The sequence below is a fragment of the Zhenhengia yiwuensis genome (genome assembly GCF_014384995.1).
Classification (GTDB): Bacteria; Bacillota; Clostridia; order Lachnospirales; family Cellulosilyticaceae; genus Zhenhengia; species Zhenhengia yiwuensis.
Genome location: NZ_JACRSY010000014.1, coordinates 56954 through 75513 on the forward strand (window position 1 = coordinate 56954; position 18560 = coordinate 75513).

Below are 18560 nucleotides of genomic sequence, written 5' to 3' on the forward strand. Positions count from 1 at the left end.
CATTCATCTGTATAATATTTAAATTTTGTAAAATTTTACAGGCTTTTCGGCAAGCTTGTAGATAATATCACCTAATAACATCCCCTCTTGTTGGCTATGCGTAATAAGAAATACCGTTGTCCTATTCTCCCTCCAATGTACCTTAAGCCTTGTTATAATGCGCAATCTAAGTTCATCATCTAATCCTTTAAAAGGCTCATCCATAAAAAGAATACTATCCCTACATACAATAGCTCGAGCTAATACCACACGCCTTTGCATCCCACCACTTAAATCTTTAACAGAATAATTCACATAATCTATTAATTCCACAAGTTCCAATGCTTTATTAATTAGCTTATCCATTTCTTGCTTTTCTACAGATGATTTTAAAACAAAAGCAACATTGTCATATACATTCATCCATTCCACAAGACGATCTTCTTGAAATACTACAGCTATTTTTTTATGATTAAACCCTAAAATTTGACCTGCTTCATATTTTTCTAGCCCCAGCATCATGCGAAACAAAGTAGTTTTACCACTCCCAGAACTACCAAGAATGACATTCACCTTATTTTCTTCAAAAGCACAATTAAAGTTTCTATACAAAAATTCATCTTTATATATTTTGGAGAGATTTTTAATTTCTATCATATTTTATTCCCTCCCCTTCCTATAAGTTTTGCTACTAGCATCTCGCACAAACTACTTAGTATTACAATGATAACCACCCAAGCAAATAAAGTTTCTGTCTCCAAATAAGACTTAGCACTCAAAAGATTATATCCCATAGAATACTTGGGTACTGCTAATACTTCTGCAGCGATGACTACCTTCCAAGACAAACCTATAATCATACCCAAGGCAGACTCTATATAAGGCCTAACTTGCGGCAGGTAAAGGTCTTTTAAAATATATCTTTGCTTTACCTTAAAGATATATGCCATTTCAAGTAGATCTTTATTCACCTCTTGAAGACCCTTTAAAATACTTGTATAAACAACAGGGTAACACATTAAAAAGCAAACAAAGATAGGGACATTATTTTTGGTAAACCATAAAAGTGCCAATATAATTACTGCCATTACAGGCGTACTTTTCAAAGTAGTTACAAAAGGTGTAAAAAGTTCCTTTATAATAGGTAAAAAATAAGCCATCAGTGCACTCAAACTTCCTAAAACAAAAGAGATCACTACTCCCATAAAAACTCTATAAAAGGTCATACCTATATCATAATAAAAGTTTGCTTGCCCCAAAAGCTCAAAAACCTTCCCCATAGTAGCATAAAAGGAAGGCACTAAAATGTCCTTCCCTACTATGTAATGTACAACTTGCCAGGTCATAATCCAAAAGAAAATGACCCAGCATTTCGTTATTATTTTTTTATTGCAGTGTGTAGAAAGCTTCATCTGGCAACTTGCCTCCTACAGCTTTTGGATTAGCCTGCTCTAAAATTTCATAGAATTTATTTAAAGAATCTTTAGAAGCACTGCTATCTCTATAAACAATATTACACTTTGGAATAGCTACTTTTGCAAGAGCTGCATTGGGCACAATACCAAATTTCTCTACAAGCGCTGCTGCATCCTCTAAATTTTCATCTATAAATTTTACAGAAGCCTCATAATCTTTAAGGAAAGCTTCTATTCCTTTGGCATTATCTTTGACAACATTAGCATTTGCAATGATAATCCCCATTGGCAAATCCATTTGATTAAGGTTATTCCAAGCTTCATTAACATCGATTGCCATGCGGATATTTTCATTCTTAGCAAGCACTGTTGTTACAAATGGCTGAGGTAATAGAGCAATAGTACCTTCTTCCGCCATAAGCTTTGAAGCAATATCAGAGTGATTACCCATAAACTCCACTGTTACATCTTCACCAGGTACTAGGCCTGCTTCATTTAAAATGTAGTTTAATACAAATTCTGGCGTACTATCTTTACCACTTGAAAGAATTGTTTTCCCCTTTAAATCCTCTATATTTTGTACAGTTTGTCCATTTTCGACTATATACAAAACACCTAATGTATTCATACCTAAAAGTTTAATGCCACCTTCTGTCTTGTTATATAAAACAGCCCCTAAATTAGAAGGTACACATGCAATATCTAATTCACCACTCACAACCTTACCTACGATTTCATCAGGACTTTGATAAAGTGCAATATTATATTTAGGATTTTCTGCACCTTCCATCTCCTCAAGCATTTGAACCATCCCAATTCCTGTTGGCCCATTTAAAGCCGCTACTTCTAGCGGTTCTACTGGTTTAGTCGCACATCCTCCAAGTAACACAGCACTCATCAAACTTAGTACAGCAAATATTTTTTTAGCTTTTTTCATCATCTTATCCCCTTATCTTATGATTAATTTAAGCTTCTTCTCTGATGTATAAATTATGTCCCTCGCTGTCGATTGTTACAATTGCCGGAAAATCTTTTACTTCTAATTTATAAATGGCTTCAGCACCAAATTCCTCATATGCTACACATTCCATTTGTGTTACACACTTGGATAAAAGAGCACCAGCTCCACCTATCGCGGTTAAATAAACACTTCCATAAGTTTTCATAGCTTCTATAACATTAGCATTACGAAGCCCTTTACCTATCATAACAGTTTGTCCTTGTTGCATCATCCATGGCGCATAGGCATCCATACGCCCACTTGTTGTAGGACCGCAACTTCCTATAACTTGTCCAGGTTTTGCAGGTGCAGGGCCTGCATAGTAAATAGCTATATGTTTTAAATCCACAGGTAAAGCTTTACCCTCTTTTGCTTCTTCTAGTAAACGTTTATGTGCTGCATCCCTTGCTGTATACATAGTTCCAGTAAGCAAAATACGCTCTCCTGCCCTTAGATTCCTAGCTTCTTGCTGAGTTATTGGTAAATGAATATGTTTCGTCATCCTTTATTCCCCCCTTATAAACAAGCACTTATATGTCTATTTACATGGCACCCAATATTAATCGCAAGCGGCATAGATGCAATGTGACATGGATAAGTTTCAATATGTACCGCAAGAGCTGAAATATCTCCGCCTAACCCTTGTGGTCCTATACCTAACTCATTGATTTTTTTAAGCAATGAATGCTCTAACTCTTTCATACGTATATCTTCATTAGACGAACCTACTTCTCTTACAAGAGCCCTCTTTGCAAGCTCTGTACACTTTTCAAAGTTACCACCTATTCCAATCCCTACTACCATAGGTAGACAAGCATTAGGCCCTGCAATTTTAACGGCTTCAATTACAGCATTTTCTACACCTTGAATCCCCTGTGACGGTGTGAGCATGTAAACTTTACTCATATTCTCACTGCCGCCCCCTTTAGGTGCAAGCGTAATCTCTAGAGAATCTCCTTCTACTAAATCATAATGAATAACAGCAGGTGTATTATCTCCTGTATTTTTACGATAAAGAGGATTTTCTACTATAGATTTTCTAAGGTATCCATCTTTATACCCTTGCCTTACCCCTTCATTAATAGCATCTGTCAAAAGGCCACCTTCAATACGAACATCTTGTCCTAAGCTTACAAACACAACAGCTGTACCTGTATCTTGACAAATTGGAATTTGTTCATCCTTTGCAAGGTATGCATTCTCACAAATATCATTAAGAATTTCTTTCCCTAATGCATTCCCCTCTACAGTTCTACTATGTTCTAAAGCCTTTAGCATATCGTTTGGTAAGTTACAATTGGCATCTATACACATCTGTCTAACTATCTCTACAATCTGGTTTACATGTATTGTCTTCATGTTGTCCTCCTTACTTAATCTCTTCTTTATTATAAAAATCTTCTACTTTTTTGAATGGTGAAATCAGCCCAATAGCTTGAAGTGTCTTTAACATCACCACTGTAACAGGACCTAGTATAAGTCCAATCACACCAATTAACTTAAATCCTATATACATGGACATAAGTGTTACTAAAGCATATACTCCTATCTGACTTGAGAGCACTTTAGGTTCTAGTACCTGCCTTACAACCACAATCAGTCCATATATAGCTAATAATCCTACAGCTACAACGATATTCCCTGAAACCAAATGAAAAATAGCCCAAGGAATAAGTACAGCTCCACTTCCAAACATAGGCAAGGCATCAAAAAGAGCAATCCCTATAGCTACAAGAAGTGCATACTGTCTTTGCAACACAAATAATCCCACAAGGCAGATAGTAAAGGTAAAACACATAAGAATAAGCTGTGTCTTTACATATCCTCCTAACGCCGCCTTAAGCCCATCCTTCATTAGAATAGCTTTACTGACTACTTTCTCTGGAATCTGCGCTTTTACAAATTGTCCTATCATCCTATAATCTTTTGTCATAAAAAAGACTGCAATCAGCACTACAATAACAAAAAATAATCCATTAGGTACTTTAATGACTACATTATAAGTCCCTTCCACCAGGCCAGTTAAGAAACCACCGATATTATTTAAAACTGTATTGATTACATCATCAAGAGATTGGAATGCCTCAGGCAAAGGTAACTTATCCATAATGCCTTGGAATTGAACTTGAATATCATCTAGTACAAGCATCATTTCTAATTTATAGTTCGGAAATGCTATGGTAAAACCTACAATTTGATCCCATAGCTGCTTAACAAGGAAAGCAATCATCCCAAAAACAGCACTTAGTACTGTTACCATAGAAACCAAAGTTCCAATTCCCCGAGGAATTTTAAAGTGTTTCGATAAAAATGTTACAACTGGATTTAATAAACTTGCTAAGATCCAAGCAATAATAAAGGGAAGAACTAGTTCAAAAATATATTTAAAGAAAAAATATACTCCAACCACTCCAAGTAAAATATAAATAGCTTTCATGAGCTTCTTACCGACTCGGTCATACCATTTTTCTATGCGCTCTAATAACAACAAGCAACACCTGCTTCCTTATTTAAATAACACTATAACTTTATGCTATAACTTGCATCTCTCACTGTCAAGCTACTTAGAAAAATCTAACTATTTATGAGTATAAAAAAAGAGACACCATATTGGGGAAATATGGTGCCTTAAAATAGAGTTTTGTAAGGGTTTGCTATTTACGGGATATAACTTTGTTACTTTTATGTGTAATTATATGTTTAGGGGAGTTTAGAAATGATGCAAATACGGAATCTTTACATTTATCTAATCAAGGGTTTAGGGGAATAAAAGCAACAAAAAATTACTCCCGAAGTAATATTTTATATTACTTGTCCGTTCGTTTTATATAATAACAGCCATTTTTGAACATAATTCGACCTATTTGTAAACTAATTGTTAACGAAACCGTTTTATTGAATATTTTTCTCTATTTACCGACTTAAAAGTCTTCTTTCTGACTATATTATACAGCTTACACTTCTTGTAAGCTAGTATAATTTTTAACAAATATATTTATTTTATTTTATAAATATTCAATCACATACCGATACAAAAAAGGTCTTACAGCTCAACTGCTGTAAGACCTTAAGTATGCGATTGGGGGGACTCGAACCCCCAAGCCCGTTACAGGCACTAGATCCTTAGTCTAGCGCGTATGCCAATTCCGCCACAATCGCGTATTCCTTTTGAAGACATGATTAATTATATCTAAGAATAGGACGTTTGTCAACTACTTATTTCAATTTTATTTTTAAAAATATTTATCTCTATTTCTTATATAAAATTAAGCTTTTTTAAGGGAAATTTAATTATTATTCTTTAATTATATATGATAAAATAAAGTTAACTTGTTTTAGGAGGTTAATACCATTGAAGAAAATATGGGACACTTATTATGTTAAAATTGCCCTTTATACCCTTTTTGTCATTGTAGCTGCCATTTTAGTTTATCGTATTTCTTCTAATACAGATAATATTATCCCACATGTGTATGCTTATATTAAATCTATTATTGCTATATTTACCCCTATTCTGTACGGCCTACTCATTGCCTACTTACTTAACCCTGCAGTAGCCTTCTTTGAGCGCTACCTAATTAAGTGGACACATTCGACTACATTTAAAGATTTTAAGAGACTTCGTCTTTTATCTATTATCATTGTTTATATCTGTATATTTGGTACACTTTTTTTAACAATTCGTTTCCTTGTACCTCAAATTTTAGATAATATTAAAGTCCTCTTTAATAACTTACCAACATATCTAGATGAACTTAAAGATATAATTGCACAGCTCCAACACACAATTAACCAAAATATTTCTTACCCTGATGTAACGCAGTTCGTTAACGAAATTATTAATCCAAGTAAAGTAAGCCATCTTGTTGATTTCGCCTCACTTTCTAAGGCCTTTGATCATGTTATTTCAGGAACTATGAATCTTACCGGAACTATTCTTAACCTTATCATCGGTATTATGATTGCTTCTTATGCTGTTATGCAAAAAGAAACATTCACAAACGGTTCAAAACGTTTAATCTATGCACTATTTAGACAAAATACAGCGAATAAAATTATTAGTATCGCATCAGAGTCACATACGACTATTATTAGATTCTTTGTAGGTAAGTCATTAGATTCTTTAATTATAGGAATCATTTGTTTCATTGTTCTTTCTATCATGAAAAATCCGTATGCGCTACTGCTCTCCTTTATCGTGGGTCTCTTTAATATGATCCCATATTTTGGACCATTTATTGGAGCAGTACCAGCTGTCATTTTAACACTATTTGAAGGTATCCCGGCCGCTATCGGTGTAGCAATTTTCATCTTCCTCCTTCAACAATTTGATGGCCTATATCTTGGACCAAAAATATTAGGAGAATCTATCGGAATTACACCATTTTGGATTATCTCAGCTATCACAGTAGGTGGTGCTATAGCAGGTCCATTAGGTATGTTCTTCGCTTCACCAATATTAGCTGTTATTCTCTCCATTACAAACAGATGGATTGATAAACGCCTAAACACCAAGCGTATCGACCTACCAAAGCTTTCTCCAGATGAAATCGTTCCTCACACACCACCTCATTTCAATAATCCCGGGGAATAATCATTTTTAATTTATTACACAAAAAAGGCATCCTCGTTAAAGGATGCCTTTCTCATTCATATTTAAAATAAAGTTGCAATTTTTTGCTCTAATACTTGTTTTGGAAGTGCACCTACTGTTGTTTCTACTACCTCACCGTCTTTGATGAAGATGATAGTAGGAATACTCATGATATTGTATTTAGAAGCAATAGCACGATTTTCATCAGTATTTACTTTACCAATTTTAACTTTTCCTTCGTATTCTGTAGCTAATTGGTCAATAATTGGAGCCATCATTTTACATGGTCCACACCAATCTGCGTAGAAATCTACGATAACAGGAATGTTTGATTCTAATGCTTCCTCTTGGAAGTTTGCATCTGTAAACTTAAATGACATTTTTAATTCCTCCTCTGTAGGGACTATATTTAAATATCATAATATAGCGTTTTTGATTTTGCAATGTTTTCTTTATTATTATTTCTTAATTTTAAAATTCCATTCATCTACTTTTTCTTCTAGATAGGCATCCATTTCATCTAAAGAATCCATGAGATCTTTGACTTTACTGTTTTCCTTAAAGCTATGTCCTTTATCCGGCCTCTTATATGTCTGCTTTTGCTTTTTAATAGCCCGCTGCCTATCTTTTTCATAGAGTAAGGTTCTTGCTTTATATTGAAGTTCTTCAAAAAAGCGCATCCTACCACCTCATTTACCCATTCATTACAGTATATGAGGTTTATAATGTAGATATTATTTTTTAGGAGGCACTGCCTCTAATCTATTAATTGTAAAGCCCATTTCAGAGAATTTTTTCTCATACTCTGTCATGATATTATCCTCCATATCACTATTATGAAGATCAAGAGTTACATTTTTCATTAACCAACCTTCAAGTGAAAACTCTTCTATAGAAGATGCAAATAAACCTTTATTATCTGTTTTAAAGTGAATTTCACCTTGTTCACCTAAAATAATGGCATATTTTTTAAGGAAGTCTCTATAAGTAAGACGCTTTTTAGCATGTCTTTTCTTAGGCCACGGATCAGAGAAGTTAAGATATAATCTATCAATTTCTCCTGCTTCAAATATATCTAAGCACTTTGCCATATCTTCAAATACAAACACTAAGTTGTCTGGCGTTTCCTCACGATTTGCTTTTTTACAAGCTTTATAAACAACTGTTTCAGCTCTTTCTGCTGCTACATAGTTAATATCTGGATTCCTTCTTGCAAGTTCAGTAATGAATCCCCCTTTTCCACATCCAAATTCTACATGGATTGGATTATCATTACCAAAAAGTGTGTGCCATTTGCCTTTATAAGCAGTTGGCTCTTGAACAACTCTTTCATCTTGTGCTAAGTATTCAGTTGCTCTTGGGTCTCTTCTAAGACGCATATTTATCCCCTCCTGGCTTTCTTTTAGTACATACTACCTGGAGCTGCTTCTTCATCTTGATGCATAACAATTTTGATACTAGAGCTAGCACCAATTCTATCAGCACCGGCTTCTACCATTTCTTTTGCACCTTTGAAATCTCTTACACCACCTGATGCTTTAACTAAAGCTTTGTCTCCAACTGTTTTTCTCATAAGTGCTACGTCAGCTGCTGTAGCACCACCTGTGCTAAAACCTGTTGAAGTTTTTACAAAGTCTGCGCCAGCTTTTACAGAAAGCTCACAAGCTTTAACTTTTTCTTCATCTGTAAGAAGGCATGTTTCGATAATTACTTTAACGATTGCTTTATCGTTAGCAGCATCTACTACAGCTTTAATATCTTGTTCTACAATATCATAGTCTCCATCTTTAAGTGCACCAATGTTGATTACCATATCTACTTCTTGTGCACCATTTTGGATAGCAATTTCTGTTTCTCTAGCTTTAATCTCGCTAAAAGTTGCACCTAATGGGAAGCCTACTACTACACATGTTTTAACATCTGTACCAGAAAGAGCATCTGCAACTAATTTTGTATAATATGCATTAACACATACCGATGCAAAATGATATTGTTTTGCTTCTTCACACAATCTAAGTACATCTTCTTTTTTTGCTTCTGGTTTTAAAATTGTATGATCAATATAGCCTGCTAAATTCATTATGCCACCTCACCTATTCTTTTTATTTAGTATAAGATATTTATATTTTTTCTATGAAAAAATCTTCTTGTAGATTATACCATTATTTATAGCCTTTTTCTATCCTTGTATTTTATAGTTTTACGCTATCTTTTTATAATTTATTTTTATTTAATCAAAAAGGAGGAGTATTCCTCTCTCCTCCTTTCCACCTAAATTCTTACAATCCAATAGCCATAATCTCCAGGTTTTAAATTATCCCCTGTTCGCCCTCTGAAAGCTTCTATTTTATCTATAGAAAGGATAAAATTCCTCTTTGTATCATACATATCCGGAATGCCTATATAGTATTGCTCAATATCTTTATCTCTACCTAATATAAGGAAACCAAACTTATGGTAGCAATAAGTAATGACAGGATTTGTACACCACTCATATGAAAACTGTGGCATAGAAATCAGTTCTGCCATAGAAATTCTTACCCACTCTATATGCGAATCTTTTTCTTCAAAAGGCTCTATAGGCGAAGAATCATTAAAAATATCTCTTACTCGCGCAATATCACATTTATACGCACTTGTTTCATTTTCTAATGGAGTTTTTTTTTCCTTTAATTCTTCCCCTATATTATTTTGGATATTTTTAAGAACACTTTCTATCTGGCTAAGGTACTCTTCTTCTTCTTTATCTACTCTATTATTAGTAGGTCTCATTTGAGGTGCTACATATATAGGACTCACACTTTCATTAATAATACTTTCTACTTTTTTTGCCAGATCTTCTTTATTAGCTGCACGTGCAAATGCCTCTTGTAAGCCCCTTAAAATCTCAATTTCTGTTACATCCCCATCTTCAGAAATTGGCACATAAGTTTTGCACTCACATTCATCAGAAGTAACAGTAGATTCTGGCTTACTCTCTTCTTTCATAGGCGTCATCACATGGCACTCTTTTTCTTTTTGTTTCGCTTCACATGCAGGTTTTGGTTCGCATTTTTCTGGCTCAGGCATAGTCACAGGTCCTGGTCCCTCTTCATCCTTCATAGGTGTAATTACATAACATTTACATTCCTTTTTGGGTGGGATAATAACGGGATCTGGTTCTGGCATAATTGCAGGTCCTAGTCCACCTTCTGGCTCTGGTATAATCACAGGCCCTGGTCCACCTTCTGGTTCTGGTATAATCACAGGTCCTGGTCCACCTTCTGGCTCTGGTATAATTACAGGTCCTGGTCCATCTTCTGGTTCTGGCATAATCACAGGTCCTGGTCCACCTTCTGGCATAACAATCTCTGTTATAGGCTCTACTTTTGGTTCTACTTTAATTTCTTCCTTAGGCTCCACCTTTGGTTCTACTTTAATTTCTTTCTTATACTCTACCTTTGGTTCTACTTTAATTTCTTCCTTAGGCTCCACCTTTGGTTCTACTTTAACTTCTTTCTTATGTTCTACTTTTGGCATAGGTTTAGGTATGGGTGCACATTTTTCAGTTTCACTAGTTGCTGGTGCTGATTTTTTAGGCAATGCACTTTCAAGCATACTTGTAATTAAGTATTTTCCTTGTGTATAGCCTATAAGTATTGTATCGGTATTCCCTATAGAATCACCTTCTACGATTACTGCCGCACTATCAATATCTTTCCCCTTTAAACCTGTTCCTTTAATATTGTTTAAATCCACTTTCCAAGTTACTTGCTTATTTCCATCACAAACATTAATGCATCCAAGGCGCACTGCCTTATTTTGGTCTTTACTAATTAAGTATACTGTGTATTCTTTTGGTAATTGGCGTAGGTTCTGAACATAACATTTTACAATACCAGGTGATGTAATAGTAATATGTCCTGTTGCTCTCGCCCCATTCTTGCCGTATCCTGTTACATTTTCCTCCAAACAAATTAAAGTATTCAAATACATAGTACTCCCTCTTTTCTTGTCCAAACTTAATACTATATATATGAATAAAAATACATACTTAGAACATTTTTTTGCCTAGAACAAAAAAATGTCCTAAAAGGTGTTTTAATACTACCTTTTAGGACATGCATTTTAATTAGTTGTTTGTATGTGCAATAACTTCAATTTCTACTTTCGCATTTTTAGGAAGTTTGCCTACTTCTACAGCACTTCTTGCTGGGAAAGGTTCTGTAAAGTACTGTGCATAGATTTCATTTACTGCTACGAAATCATTGATGTCATCTAAAAATACTGTTGTTTTAATAACATTATTAATAGATGAATCTGCTGCTTCTAATACAGCCATAAGGTTTTTACATACCTGATGAGCTTGCTCTTCAAGTGTTTCTCTCATTTCCATTGTTTCTGGATTTAAGCCAATTTGACCTGATGTATACACCATTTCACCTACTACTACAGCTTGTGAGTATGGTCCGATTGCTTTTGGTGCTTTATCTGTTGATACGATTTTTTTAGTCATTTAAAGTTACCTCCTAAATTGATTTCTATAATTTAGCATACTGCTTGTAACTACCCAATATGCTGAAATACTCGCTTTCTTTGCTAACTTTTCCAAGTGCAATAAGCATGTTTGCATCTTCAAGATGCCCTTCTAAGTCTACAAAGAAGAAGTAATGCCACGACTTCTCTCTAAGTGGCCTTGATTGTATTTTAAGCAAGTTGAGTCCGTTATAAGCAAAATGGGACAAAATATTATAAAGCGCCCCACTTGTATGTTTAGTAGTAAATACTATACTTACTTTATCACATTCAGGAGTGATTTGCATGGTTTTTGATAAAATAATGAATCTAGTAAAATTATTAGATTTCGTGTTAATTTCTTCTTGTAAAATGTGTAAATTATAAAGTTTAGCCGCACGCTGGCTACAAATAGCCGCCTTAGAAACATCATTAAGTTCACTTATATACTTCGCTGCCATAGCTGTGTTAGCATAAGGAATCTGCATAATTTTTGGATGGTTTTTTAGGTACTTTTGACACTGCCCTAGGGCCTGTGGGTGGGTATAAACTTCCCCAATATCATCTAGAGTAGAACCTTCTATCCCTACTAGATGATGCGTCACCTTTACTATCTCTTCACCTATAATATAGAGGTTATACTTCCTAATAAGATCATAAACATCTATTACCTCTCCTGTATAGGAATTTTCTATAGGCAATACACCATAATCTATGTCTCCCTTTGTAAGCGCCTCCATTACATCTTCAAATTCGTCATATCTGCTATATGATGCTTCACTTTCCTTGAAATAACTTTCAGCAGCTTCCTCACTAAAAGATCCCCTTACTCCTTGATAACCTACTTTAGGCTTTTCTACCTTCTGCGTATTTAGTCCCTTTTCGATTCCTGCTAATAGACCTAAGTCGTCTATATAAAGTTTCTCTATAGATATTTCTAGCTGTTTTTTTATCCCCTTATAATTTACATCTTCCATATTATTGTCCCCTTCTAATTGTACGACCTTCTATCTCCACATATTTTCTCATTTTATCTACAGCTTTAGCAAAGCGATCTGGTGTGATAGATTGTGGCCCATCACATAAAGCTTTCGCCGGGTTATTATGCACTTCAATGATAACACCATCTGCTCCGGCTGCAATAGCTGCCATACACATTGGCTCAATCATATAATTAAGACCAGTTGCATGACTTGGGTCAACAATAACTGGAAGGTGACTCATTTTCTTTACAGCTTGAACTGCTGATAAGTCTAAAGTATTTCTTGTATAAGTTTCAAATGTACGAATCCCTCTTTCACAGAGAATAACATTTTCATTCCCCCCTGCCATAATGTATTCAGCTGCCATTAACCATTCTTCAATCGTAGCAGAAAGCCCCCTCTTTAATAAGATTGGTTTATCTGTTTTACCAAGCTCTTTAAGGAGTGCAAAGTTTTGCATGTTTCTTGCTCCTACTTGGATAACATCTACATCCTTCACAAATTTTTCAATTGTTTCAGGGTACATGATCTCTGTTACAATTGGAAGCCCTGTAACTGCTCTTGCTTTTTTAAGGAGCTCTAAACCATCTTCTTCAAGACCTTGGAATGCATAAGGAGAAGTACGTGGTTTATAAGCACCACCTCTAAGGAAAGTTGCTCCTACACTTTGTACACTCTTAGCTATTTCTGTAATCTGATCTTCACTTTCTACCGAACAAGGACCTGCAATAATAGCAAATTCATCCCCACCAATACTACTCTCACCTACTCTAATAATGCTATTTTCAGGATGGAATGCACGATTTGCTTTTTTGAAAGGTTCTTTTACACGCATTACCTTATGAATACGCTCATCTGTACCTATGTCCTCTAGTGTAATCTTAGATGTGTCTCCAACCAAACCCAAAACTGTACATTCACTACCCTCTATAGGATGAATCTGTACCTCATAACTGTCTACAAGTTCACTTATTAAGTTGGTTACATCTTTTTGCCTAACGCCTCTTTTTAATACAATAATCATCTGAATTGCCCCTTTTAGTTTAATTTTATATATAAAAAAAGCTCCATGCACGCTATATGCATAGAGCTTAGAATAATCTAAGGAAACGGGATATGAAATGATATCACCCTAATACAGTATATAGCGAACGTTTATTTTTTTCACAGCAAAAAGTACCAGCGCTAAAATAAAAGTAGCCCCAGCTAAAAAAGAATGTATAAAATTTTGCTGTAATAAACATTGCTATACAATTCATTTCTTTTCCTCCATTAATTTAAATTAAGGTTTATTATATGCTCTTGTTTTTTATTTGTCAATTAAGTTTTTTCTATAATTGTCTATATAATTCGAGAGCATTGCGTAATCATCTAATGAAAGTGTTTCTCCTCTAGTGCTCGCACCTATCCCACTTTCATCTAAAATATTTTTAATTTCTTCTTTGCTAAGACCTAAATTACCATTTGAAGCAAGGGTGTTAAGAAGAGTTTTACGTCTTTGCGAAAACGCTGCTTTTATAATTTTAAGTAGTTGTTCTTCATCATTGATGTCTACAATAGATTCTTGATGAAGTGTAAGTTTAATAACTGCTGAATCTACATTTGGTCTTGGCATAAAGCAATTTTGTGGTACATTGGCTACAAGATAAGTATCACAATAATATTTCATAGCCACTGTAATAGCACCATATTGTTTACTTCCTGGACCTGATGCCATACGATCTGCTACTTCTTTTTGAACCATAACTGTAATACTTTCAATTGGTAAGTTATGTTCAAGGAGCATCATAATAATTGGAGTTGTAATGTAATAAGGTAAGTTTGCTACTACCTTAATACGTCTATTTGGAGATTCTTCTGCAATAAGTTTATGAAGGTCTACTTTTAAGACATCCTTATGGATTAATCTAAAGTTCTCACATCCCCCAAACTGTTCTGTAAGGATAGGGATAAGCTGATCATCAATTTCAATCGAAATAACTTTACCTGCATTATCAATTAAAGCTTGTGTTACACTCCCAATCCCAGGTCCAATTTCAATTACACAATCCTCTTTAGTAATTTCAGCAGCATTTATGATTTTATCTAAAACGTGTGGATCAATTAAAAAGTTCTGACCAAACTTCTTTTGAAACACAAAAGGATATCTATTAAGTACAGCCTTAGTACCTTCTGGTGTTGCTATTCGGGTCATAATACTTCCTCCTTTATTTTTTCTATCATATCATATATTTTAAAGTTCTGCATAGCCTAGTCTTTTTAAAGCGAAAAAAAGGATGAACCTTCGCTCATCCTTATTATATCCATTATTTAATTTTAATAGTTTTTACGTTCCGCCTGAACGTCAATATTCTGGTCTTTTAAGACATAAACTTGCTTATCACGTCTTCCAAAGCTTCTTGCTTCACTACGTGTATTCATAAATAAGTCAATATCATGACCCTTAATCGCTCCGCCTGTGTCACCTGCTATTGCGATGCCATAGTCTTCTACATATAGAATCGTTCCAAGAGGGATAACCTTAGGGTCTACAGCAACCATTCCTACAAATGTAGGTCTTCCACTTGCTGTAATACCAGCCCATTTATCGCCATCAATGTCTGTATAAGCTGTCGCTTCTAAAGTAAGTGCTTTTGTATACTCATAAGTTTTTCCAGTAGCAGAGTCTTTAATAACGTTCTTTTTGCCTTCTTTAACCACTTTTGTTTGTGGCTCTGTTAAAGTAATTTCTTGTTTGATGGTTTCAGATTGTACTTCACCACCAAAACGCACGATTTCAACTGTTTTTTCTGCAAGGCCGTTTACGCCTTCTGTGATGACTTTTTGTTCACCCGGTGCAAGATTTGCTGTTTCTTCTACTTTCACTTCAAAAGGAATTTCTTCTTGAACGATTTCAATTGAAACTTCTCTTGTCTTTACTTCTACATTAAGGCCATCTTCAACAGGTGTATCTAACGCTGGTGTTATAGTACTATGTTCATCAATTTTAATATGTCTATCCTCAATTAATTCACCAACTGTTAAGGCTGTTGTCTTTAATGTGCTTGTAGTACCATTTACGTCTACATTTACTGTAGGTCTCCATCTCTCAACAACAATTTTCATACCATCCTCTATTGTTGTGTCTAGGCTAGGTTCTACCACATCTTTTTCACCTAATACAATTTCTTGTGCTTTTAATATATCTTCTACAGTATTGTTTAATGTCTCATATTGTGTTACTTTCCCATCTTCTACAATAGCAACTGTTTTCGATAGGGATTGATACGCTGTGATTGTGCCTGTTCCAAGCATAAACAGCGCTACAATCAATAAAGCTATCCTACTTCGATTTTTCATGATTACCTCCTTGAATTCGGTTGCTACTTTGATATTAAAGTTTAGTATTATTTTTATTTATCAAAGCAGTAAGGTTTCACCCTCTCATTTCTTCAATCGTGCTAATCGGCGCTTTACTGGAAATAAAATATAGCTCATTTTTTACAAGCTACAATATAAATTGTAATATAAATTGGCTTTTAAATCAAGCTTTTTGTAATACTTGCTCTTAACCAGCACGTTTTTTGCCATTTTCCATTTCCCTGGATGCTTTATTTTTCAATGGTTCTAGTCAGAGTTTAAAATTTTTTCCTTTTTTCCAATTTAACAACTTTGTAACATTTACTTAATAACATTTATATGCACGTTTTTAAAATCTATTACTAAAATTTAAAAATTTAGCTCTCTAACCAAATTATTTACCAAAATTATACAATTAATACACCTGTTATCTATTTTTGCATCTTTATATAAATATACACTAAGTTTAGTTATACTATACTTTCTTTAACTTTTTTAATTTTATCTTCCTCTTAATTTTTACCCATAAAAAAATGGAGACTCTTTTGTCTCCATCCTTGATATTATCTATATTCTACAGCCTGACTATTTTTCTATTCTAAATAGCCTCTTTGTATTTTCCATTGTTACTTTAGCTACTTCTTCCTCTGTAATACCTTTAATTTCTGCTATTTTTTGAATGACATAAGATAAGTAGGAAGAATCATTACGTTTACCTCTATGAGGAACTGGTGTCAAATAAGGGCAGTCTGTTTCAATTAAAATTTTATCTAATGGAATATGTTCTACTACTTCTACTGCTTTTCTAGCATTTTTAAAAGTAAGAGATCCACCTATTCCAATGTAAAATCCACGTTTTACATATTCTTTAGCTAATTCATGGCTGCCTGAAAAGCAATGGATTACACCTTCTTTAACTCCACTTGCTACAATGGTATCAAAAGTCAGCTGACAAGCATCTCTGCTATGTATACTTACTGGCAGGTCTAACTTCTTAGCTAATTCTAATTGCATTTTAAACCATTTAAGCTGATTTTCTTCTGTAGAATGATTATAGTAAAAATCAAGACCAATCTCTCCAATACCTACAACTTTAGGATGCATAGTCATTTCTTCTAACTCTTCAAGGTCCGTTAGAGTCATTTCATCTACTTCATGAGGATGAACTCCTACTACAGCATAGATAAATGGATACTCTTCTGCTAATACAATGCTTTCTCTAGAAGAAGGCATATCTGCCCCTACATTTATAATATAACCCACACCTTTTTCATGTATATCTTTTAAAAGTGCGTCTCTATCTTCATCAAAACGTTCATCATTATAATGTGCATGTGAATCAAAATACATAGTAATCTCCTTTTAATGTTTCATTCTCACTAATTTGTATTATAGCAACATTCTCTCAAAAATAAACCACTTCTATAAATAAAAGGCTATCCATAATGGTAGCCCGTTTTCTAATCTTCAATACTTAGTACATTATAACCTGCTTCTTCAATAGCCACTCTTACAGACTCATCAGAAACCGTTCCTTCTACATAAGCAGCTTTTTCATCTAACTTCACCTCAATATTAGTCACACCACTTAAACCTTCTAACGCTTCCTCAATATGTCCTACACAATGTGCACAACTCATTCCATCAATATTAACTTTCACTCTTTATACCTCCTTATATATTTGATTATTTATTTAATGCATTAAGCATTACAGAAACTGAACTTAAACTCATAGCTGTTACTGCAAACATCGGGTTCAAAAAAAGACTTCCAAATATGTGCAGTACGCCCATAGTTACAGGAACCCCTAGCGTATTATACCCAAATGTTTAGAATAAATTTTGTTTAATATTCCTAATTATTTTCTTACTTAAATCTATAGCTCACGGTACATCCATAAGGTCACTATGCATAAGTACAATATTTTCAGAATCTATAGCAATGCCTACACCTGCGCTTGCTAAAGCTGTTAGACTCTTTCAAAAAGCACATACCTTTCGAGACACTCTTTATAAGTATTATGGGTGTTTTGCTTGAAATTATACAAAAGGGCTGTGATACAACCCATAAATACGTTGCATCACAGCCCTTTCTTAATTTAAATTGCAGTTTCTTCTTTCTCAAAATAATGTGTATACTGCCCTGGATAGCATTCATTCATAATCCACTCTTCAAACTCTAACCAATTACCAATACGCGTATAGTCTATGCCTTCTTTTCTATTATGCGGTCTATCAAATATAATAGGTGTTCCCCCTACTTCTGCAAAATCCTTAATATTATGCAAACCGTCATCTAATAAGTAATCCCCTTTAATCATTTGCTTTTTAGAACATACAATAACATGATTAAGTGGGAAAAATGGCATATACTCCTTAATCCATTCATGTTTTGGCTCCACAGATGAAGGATGTGCTGCTGTTACAATATACATCTCAAATAGATTACTTTTATATAGTCTCTCAAAGACTTCAATGGCATTGGCTACAGGCTCTAATTCCCTAAACAGCTTTGGCCTATGCATAACATCTAGGATCTGCTCACCAAAAATAGATACTAAATCCCAGTCTACACAATCTTCTATAGTAAAATCTGTATCATATTCTTTATTAAATTCTACTATAACTCCCTTAATATATTCTGCTAACACATCATCTTGATCTACTAACAAGATAGGTTTTCTTGCTTGCAAAATCCTCACCTTCTTTCTTATATCGGTCTACTCTTTTATGTCATTTGAAAATGTATGGTACTA

The 18560-nt window shown here is 34.3% G+C and carries 20 protein-coding genes and 1 tRNA gene; 1 reads left to right on the top strand and 20 read right to left on the bottom strand.

From position 1 onward, the window contains the following. Positions 1–18 precede the first annotated feature (18 nt). The 7 genes from H8718_RS10055 to H8718_RS10085 all read right to left on the bottom strand — a co-directional run bounded on the left by H8718_RS10055 (position 19) and on the right by H8718_RS10085 (position 5553). Entirely contained in the window at positions 19–636 is a 618-nt protein-coding gene (locus tag H8718_RS10055) for an ATP-binding cassette domain-containing protein (RefSeq protein ID WP_249332776.1), read from the bottom strand. Then, a complete protein-coding gene (locus H8718_RS10060; protein WP_249332777.1) occupies positions 633–1391 on the bottom strand; it encodes an ABC transporter permease in 759 nt (252 codons plus the stop codon). Before H8718_RS10060 ends, H8718_RS10055 begins: the two co-directional genes overlap by 4 nt. Beyond that, the gene (locus H8718_RS10065; RefSeq protein WP_249332778.1) at positions 1366–2331 is read right to left on the bottom strand and encodes an ABC transporter substrate-binding protein; all 966 of its coding nucleotides are present in this window, start codon (positions 2329–2331) and stop codon (positions 1366–1368) included. Before H8718_RS10065 ends, H8718_RS10060 begins: the two co-directional genes overlap by 26 nt. 28 nt (positions 2332–2359) lie before the next feature. Further along, entirely contained in the window at positions 2360–2896 is a 537-nt protein-coding gene (locus H8718_RS10070; protein ID WP_177671725.1) for a Fe-S-containing hydro-lyase, read from the bottom strand. Positions 2897–2910: 14 nt separating this feature from the next. After that, positions 2911–3753 (bottom strand): fumarate hydratase, encoded by an 843-nt coding sequence (locus H8718_RS10075; RefSeq protein WP_249332779.1) that lies wholly within the window; start codon positions 3751–3753, stop codon positions 2911–2913. 10 nt (positions 3754–3763) lie between these two features. Continuing rightward, positions 3764–4885 (bottom strand): sporulation integral membrane protein YtvI, encoded by a 1122-nt coding sequence (gene ytvI / locus H8718_RS10080; RefSeq protein WP_249332780.1) that lies wholly within the window; start codon positions 4883–4885, stop codon positions 3764–3766. A 583-nt stretch (positions 4886–5468) separates the two neighbouring features. Then, positions 5469–5553 (bottom strand) — tRNA-Leu (locus H8718_RS10085). A 193-nt stretch (positions 5554–5746) separates the two neighbouring features. On the opposite strand from H8718_RS10085, the gene H8718_RS10090 reads away from it, so the two are divergent. After that, positions 5747–6988 carry an AI-2E family transporter gene (locus H8718_RS10090; protein ID WP_249332781.1) on the top strand — a complete coding sequence of 414 codons (1242 nt, stop codon included), beginning with the start codon at positions 5747–5749 and terminating at the stop codon, positions 6986–6988. A gap of 62 nt (positions 6989–7050) precedes the next feature. Here the strand turns inward: H8718_RS10090 and trxA are convergent, their stop codons facing one another. The 13 genes from trxA to H8718_RS10160 form a co-directional block, all read right to left on the bottom strand. Then, the gene (trxA, locus tag H8718_RS10095) at positions 7051–7368 is read right to left on the bottom strand and encodes a thioredoxin (protein WP_249332782.1); all 318 of its coding nucleotides are present in this window, start codon (positions 7366–7368) and stop codon (positions 7051–7053) included. 78 nt (positions 7369–7446) lie between these two features. Beyond that, positions 7447–7668, bottom strand: a complete 222-nt coding sequence (locus H8718_RS10100) for a hypothetical protein (protein WP_249332783.1) — start codon at positions 7666–7668, stop codon at positions 7447–7449. A gap of 54 nt (positions 7669–7722) precedes the next feature. Continuing rightward, positions 7723–8367 (bottom strand): tRNA (guanosine(46)-N7)-methyltransferase TrmB, encoded by a 645-nt coding sequence (gene trmB / locus H8718_RS10105; protein WP_249332784.1) that lies wholly within the window; start codon positions 8365–8367, stop codon positions 7723–7725. Positions 8368–8390: 23 nt separating this feature from the next. Next, complete coding sequence (gene deoC / locus H8718_RS10110) at positions 8391–9068, bottom strand: deoxyribose-phosphate aldolase (RefSeq protein ID WP_249332785.1); 678 nt, start codon at positions 9066–9068, stop codon at positions 8391–8393. Between the two features lie 191 nt (positions 9069–9259). Next, complete coding sequence (locus tag H8718_RS10115) at positions 9260–10963, bottom strand: DUF7922 domain-containing protein (protein WP_249332786.1); 1704 nt, start codon at positions 10961–10963, stop codon at positions 9260–9262. A 136-nt stretch (positions 10964–11099) separates the two neighbouring features. Continuing rightward, a complete protein-coding gene (locus tag H8718_RS10120; RefSeq protein WP_177671716.1) occupies positions 11100–11483 on the bottom strand; it encodes a RidA family protein in 384 nt (127 codons plus the stop codon). Positions 11484–11508: 25 nt separating this feature from the next. Next, positions 11509–12459, bottom strand: a complete 951-nt coding sequence (gene pheA, locus H8718_RS10125; protein ID WP_249332787.1) for a prephenate dehydratase — start codon at positions 12457–12459, stop codon at positions 11509–11511. Position 12460: 1 nt separating this feature from the next. Continuing rightward, entirely contained in the window at positions 12461–13489 is a 1029-nt protein-coding gene (gene aroF / locus H8718_RS10130; RefSeq protein WP_177671714.1) for a 3-deoxy-7-phosphoheptulonate synthase, read from the bottom strand. A gap of 285 nt (positions 13490–13774) precedes the next feature. Further along, complete coding sequence (rsmA, locus tag H8718_RS10135) at positions 13775–14659, bottom strand: 16S rRNA (adenine(1518)-N(6)/adenine(1519)-N(6))-dimethyltransferase RsmA (RefSeq protein WP_249332788.1); 885 nt, start codon at positions 14657–14659, stop codon at positions 13775–13777. Positions 14660–14781: 122 nt separating this feature from the next. Beyond that, positions 14782–15804 (bottom strand): 3D domain-containing protein, encoded by a 1023-nt coding sequence (locus H8718_RS10140; RefSeq protein ID WP_249332789.1) that lies wholly within the window; start codon positions 15802–15804, stop codon positions 14782–14784. Between the two features lie 585 nt (positions 15805–16389). Beyond that, complete coding sequence (locus H8718_RS10145; protein WP_177671711.1) at positions 16390–17154, bottom strand: TatD family hydrolase; 765 nt, start codon at positions 17152–17154, stop codon at positions 16390–16392. Positions 17155–17264: 110 nt separating this feature from the next. Continuing rightward, positions 17265–17465, bottom strand: coding sequence for a heavy-metal-associated domain-containing protein (locus H8718_RS10150; protein WP_249332790.1), 201 nt, complete (start codon positions 17463–17465; stop codon positions 17265–17267). Between the two features lie 438 nt (positions 17466–17903). Continuing rightward, the gene (locus H8718_RS10160) at positions 17904–18497 is read right to left on the bottom strand and encodes a 5' nucleotidase, NT5C type (RefSeq protein WP_177671710.1); all 594 of its coding nucleotides are present in this window, start codon (positions 18495–18497) and stop codon (positions 17904–17906) included. Positions 18498–18560: the final 63 nt, after the last annotated feature.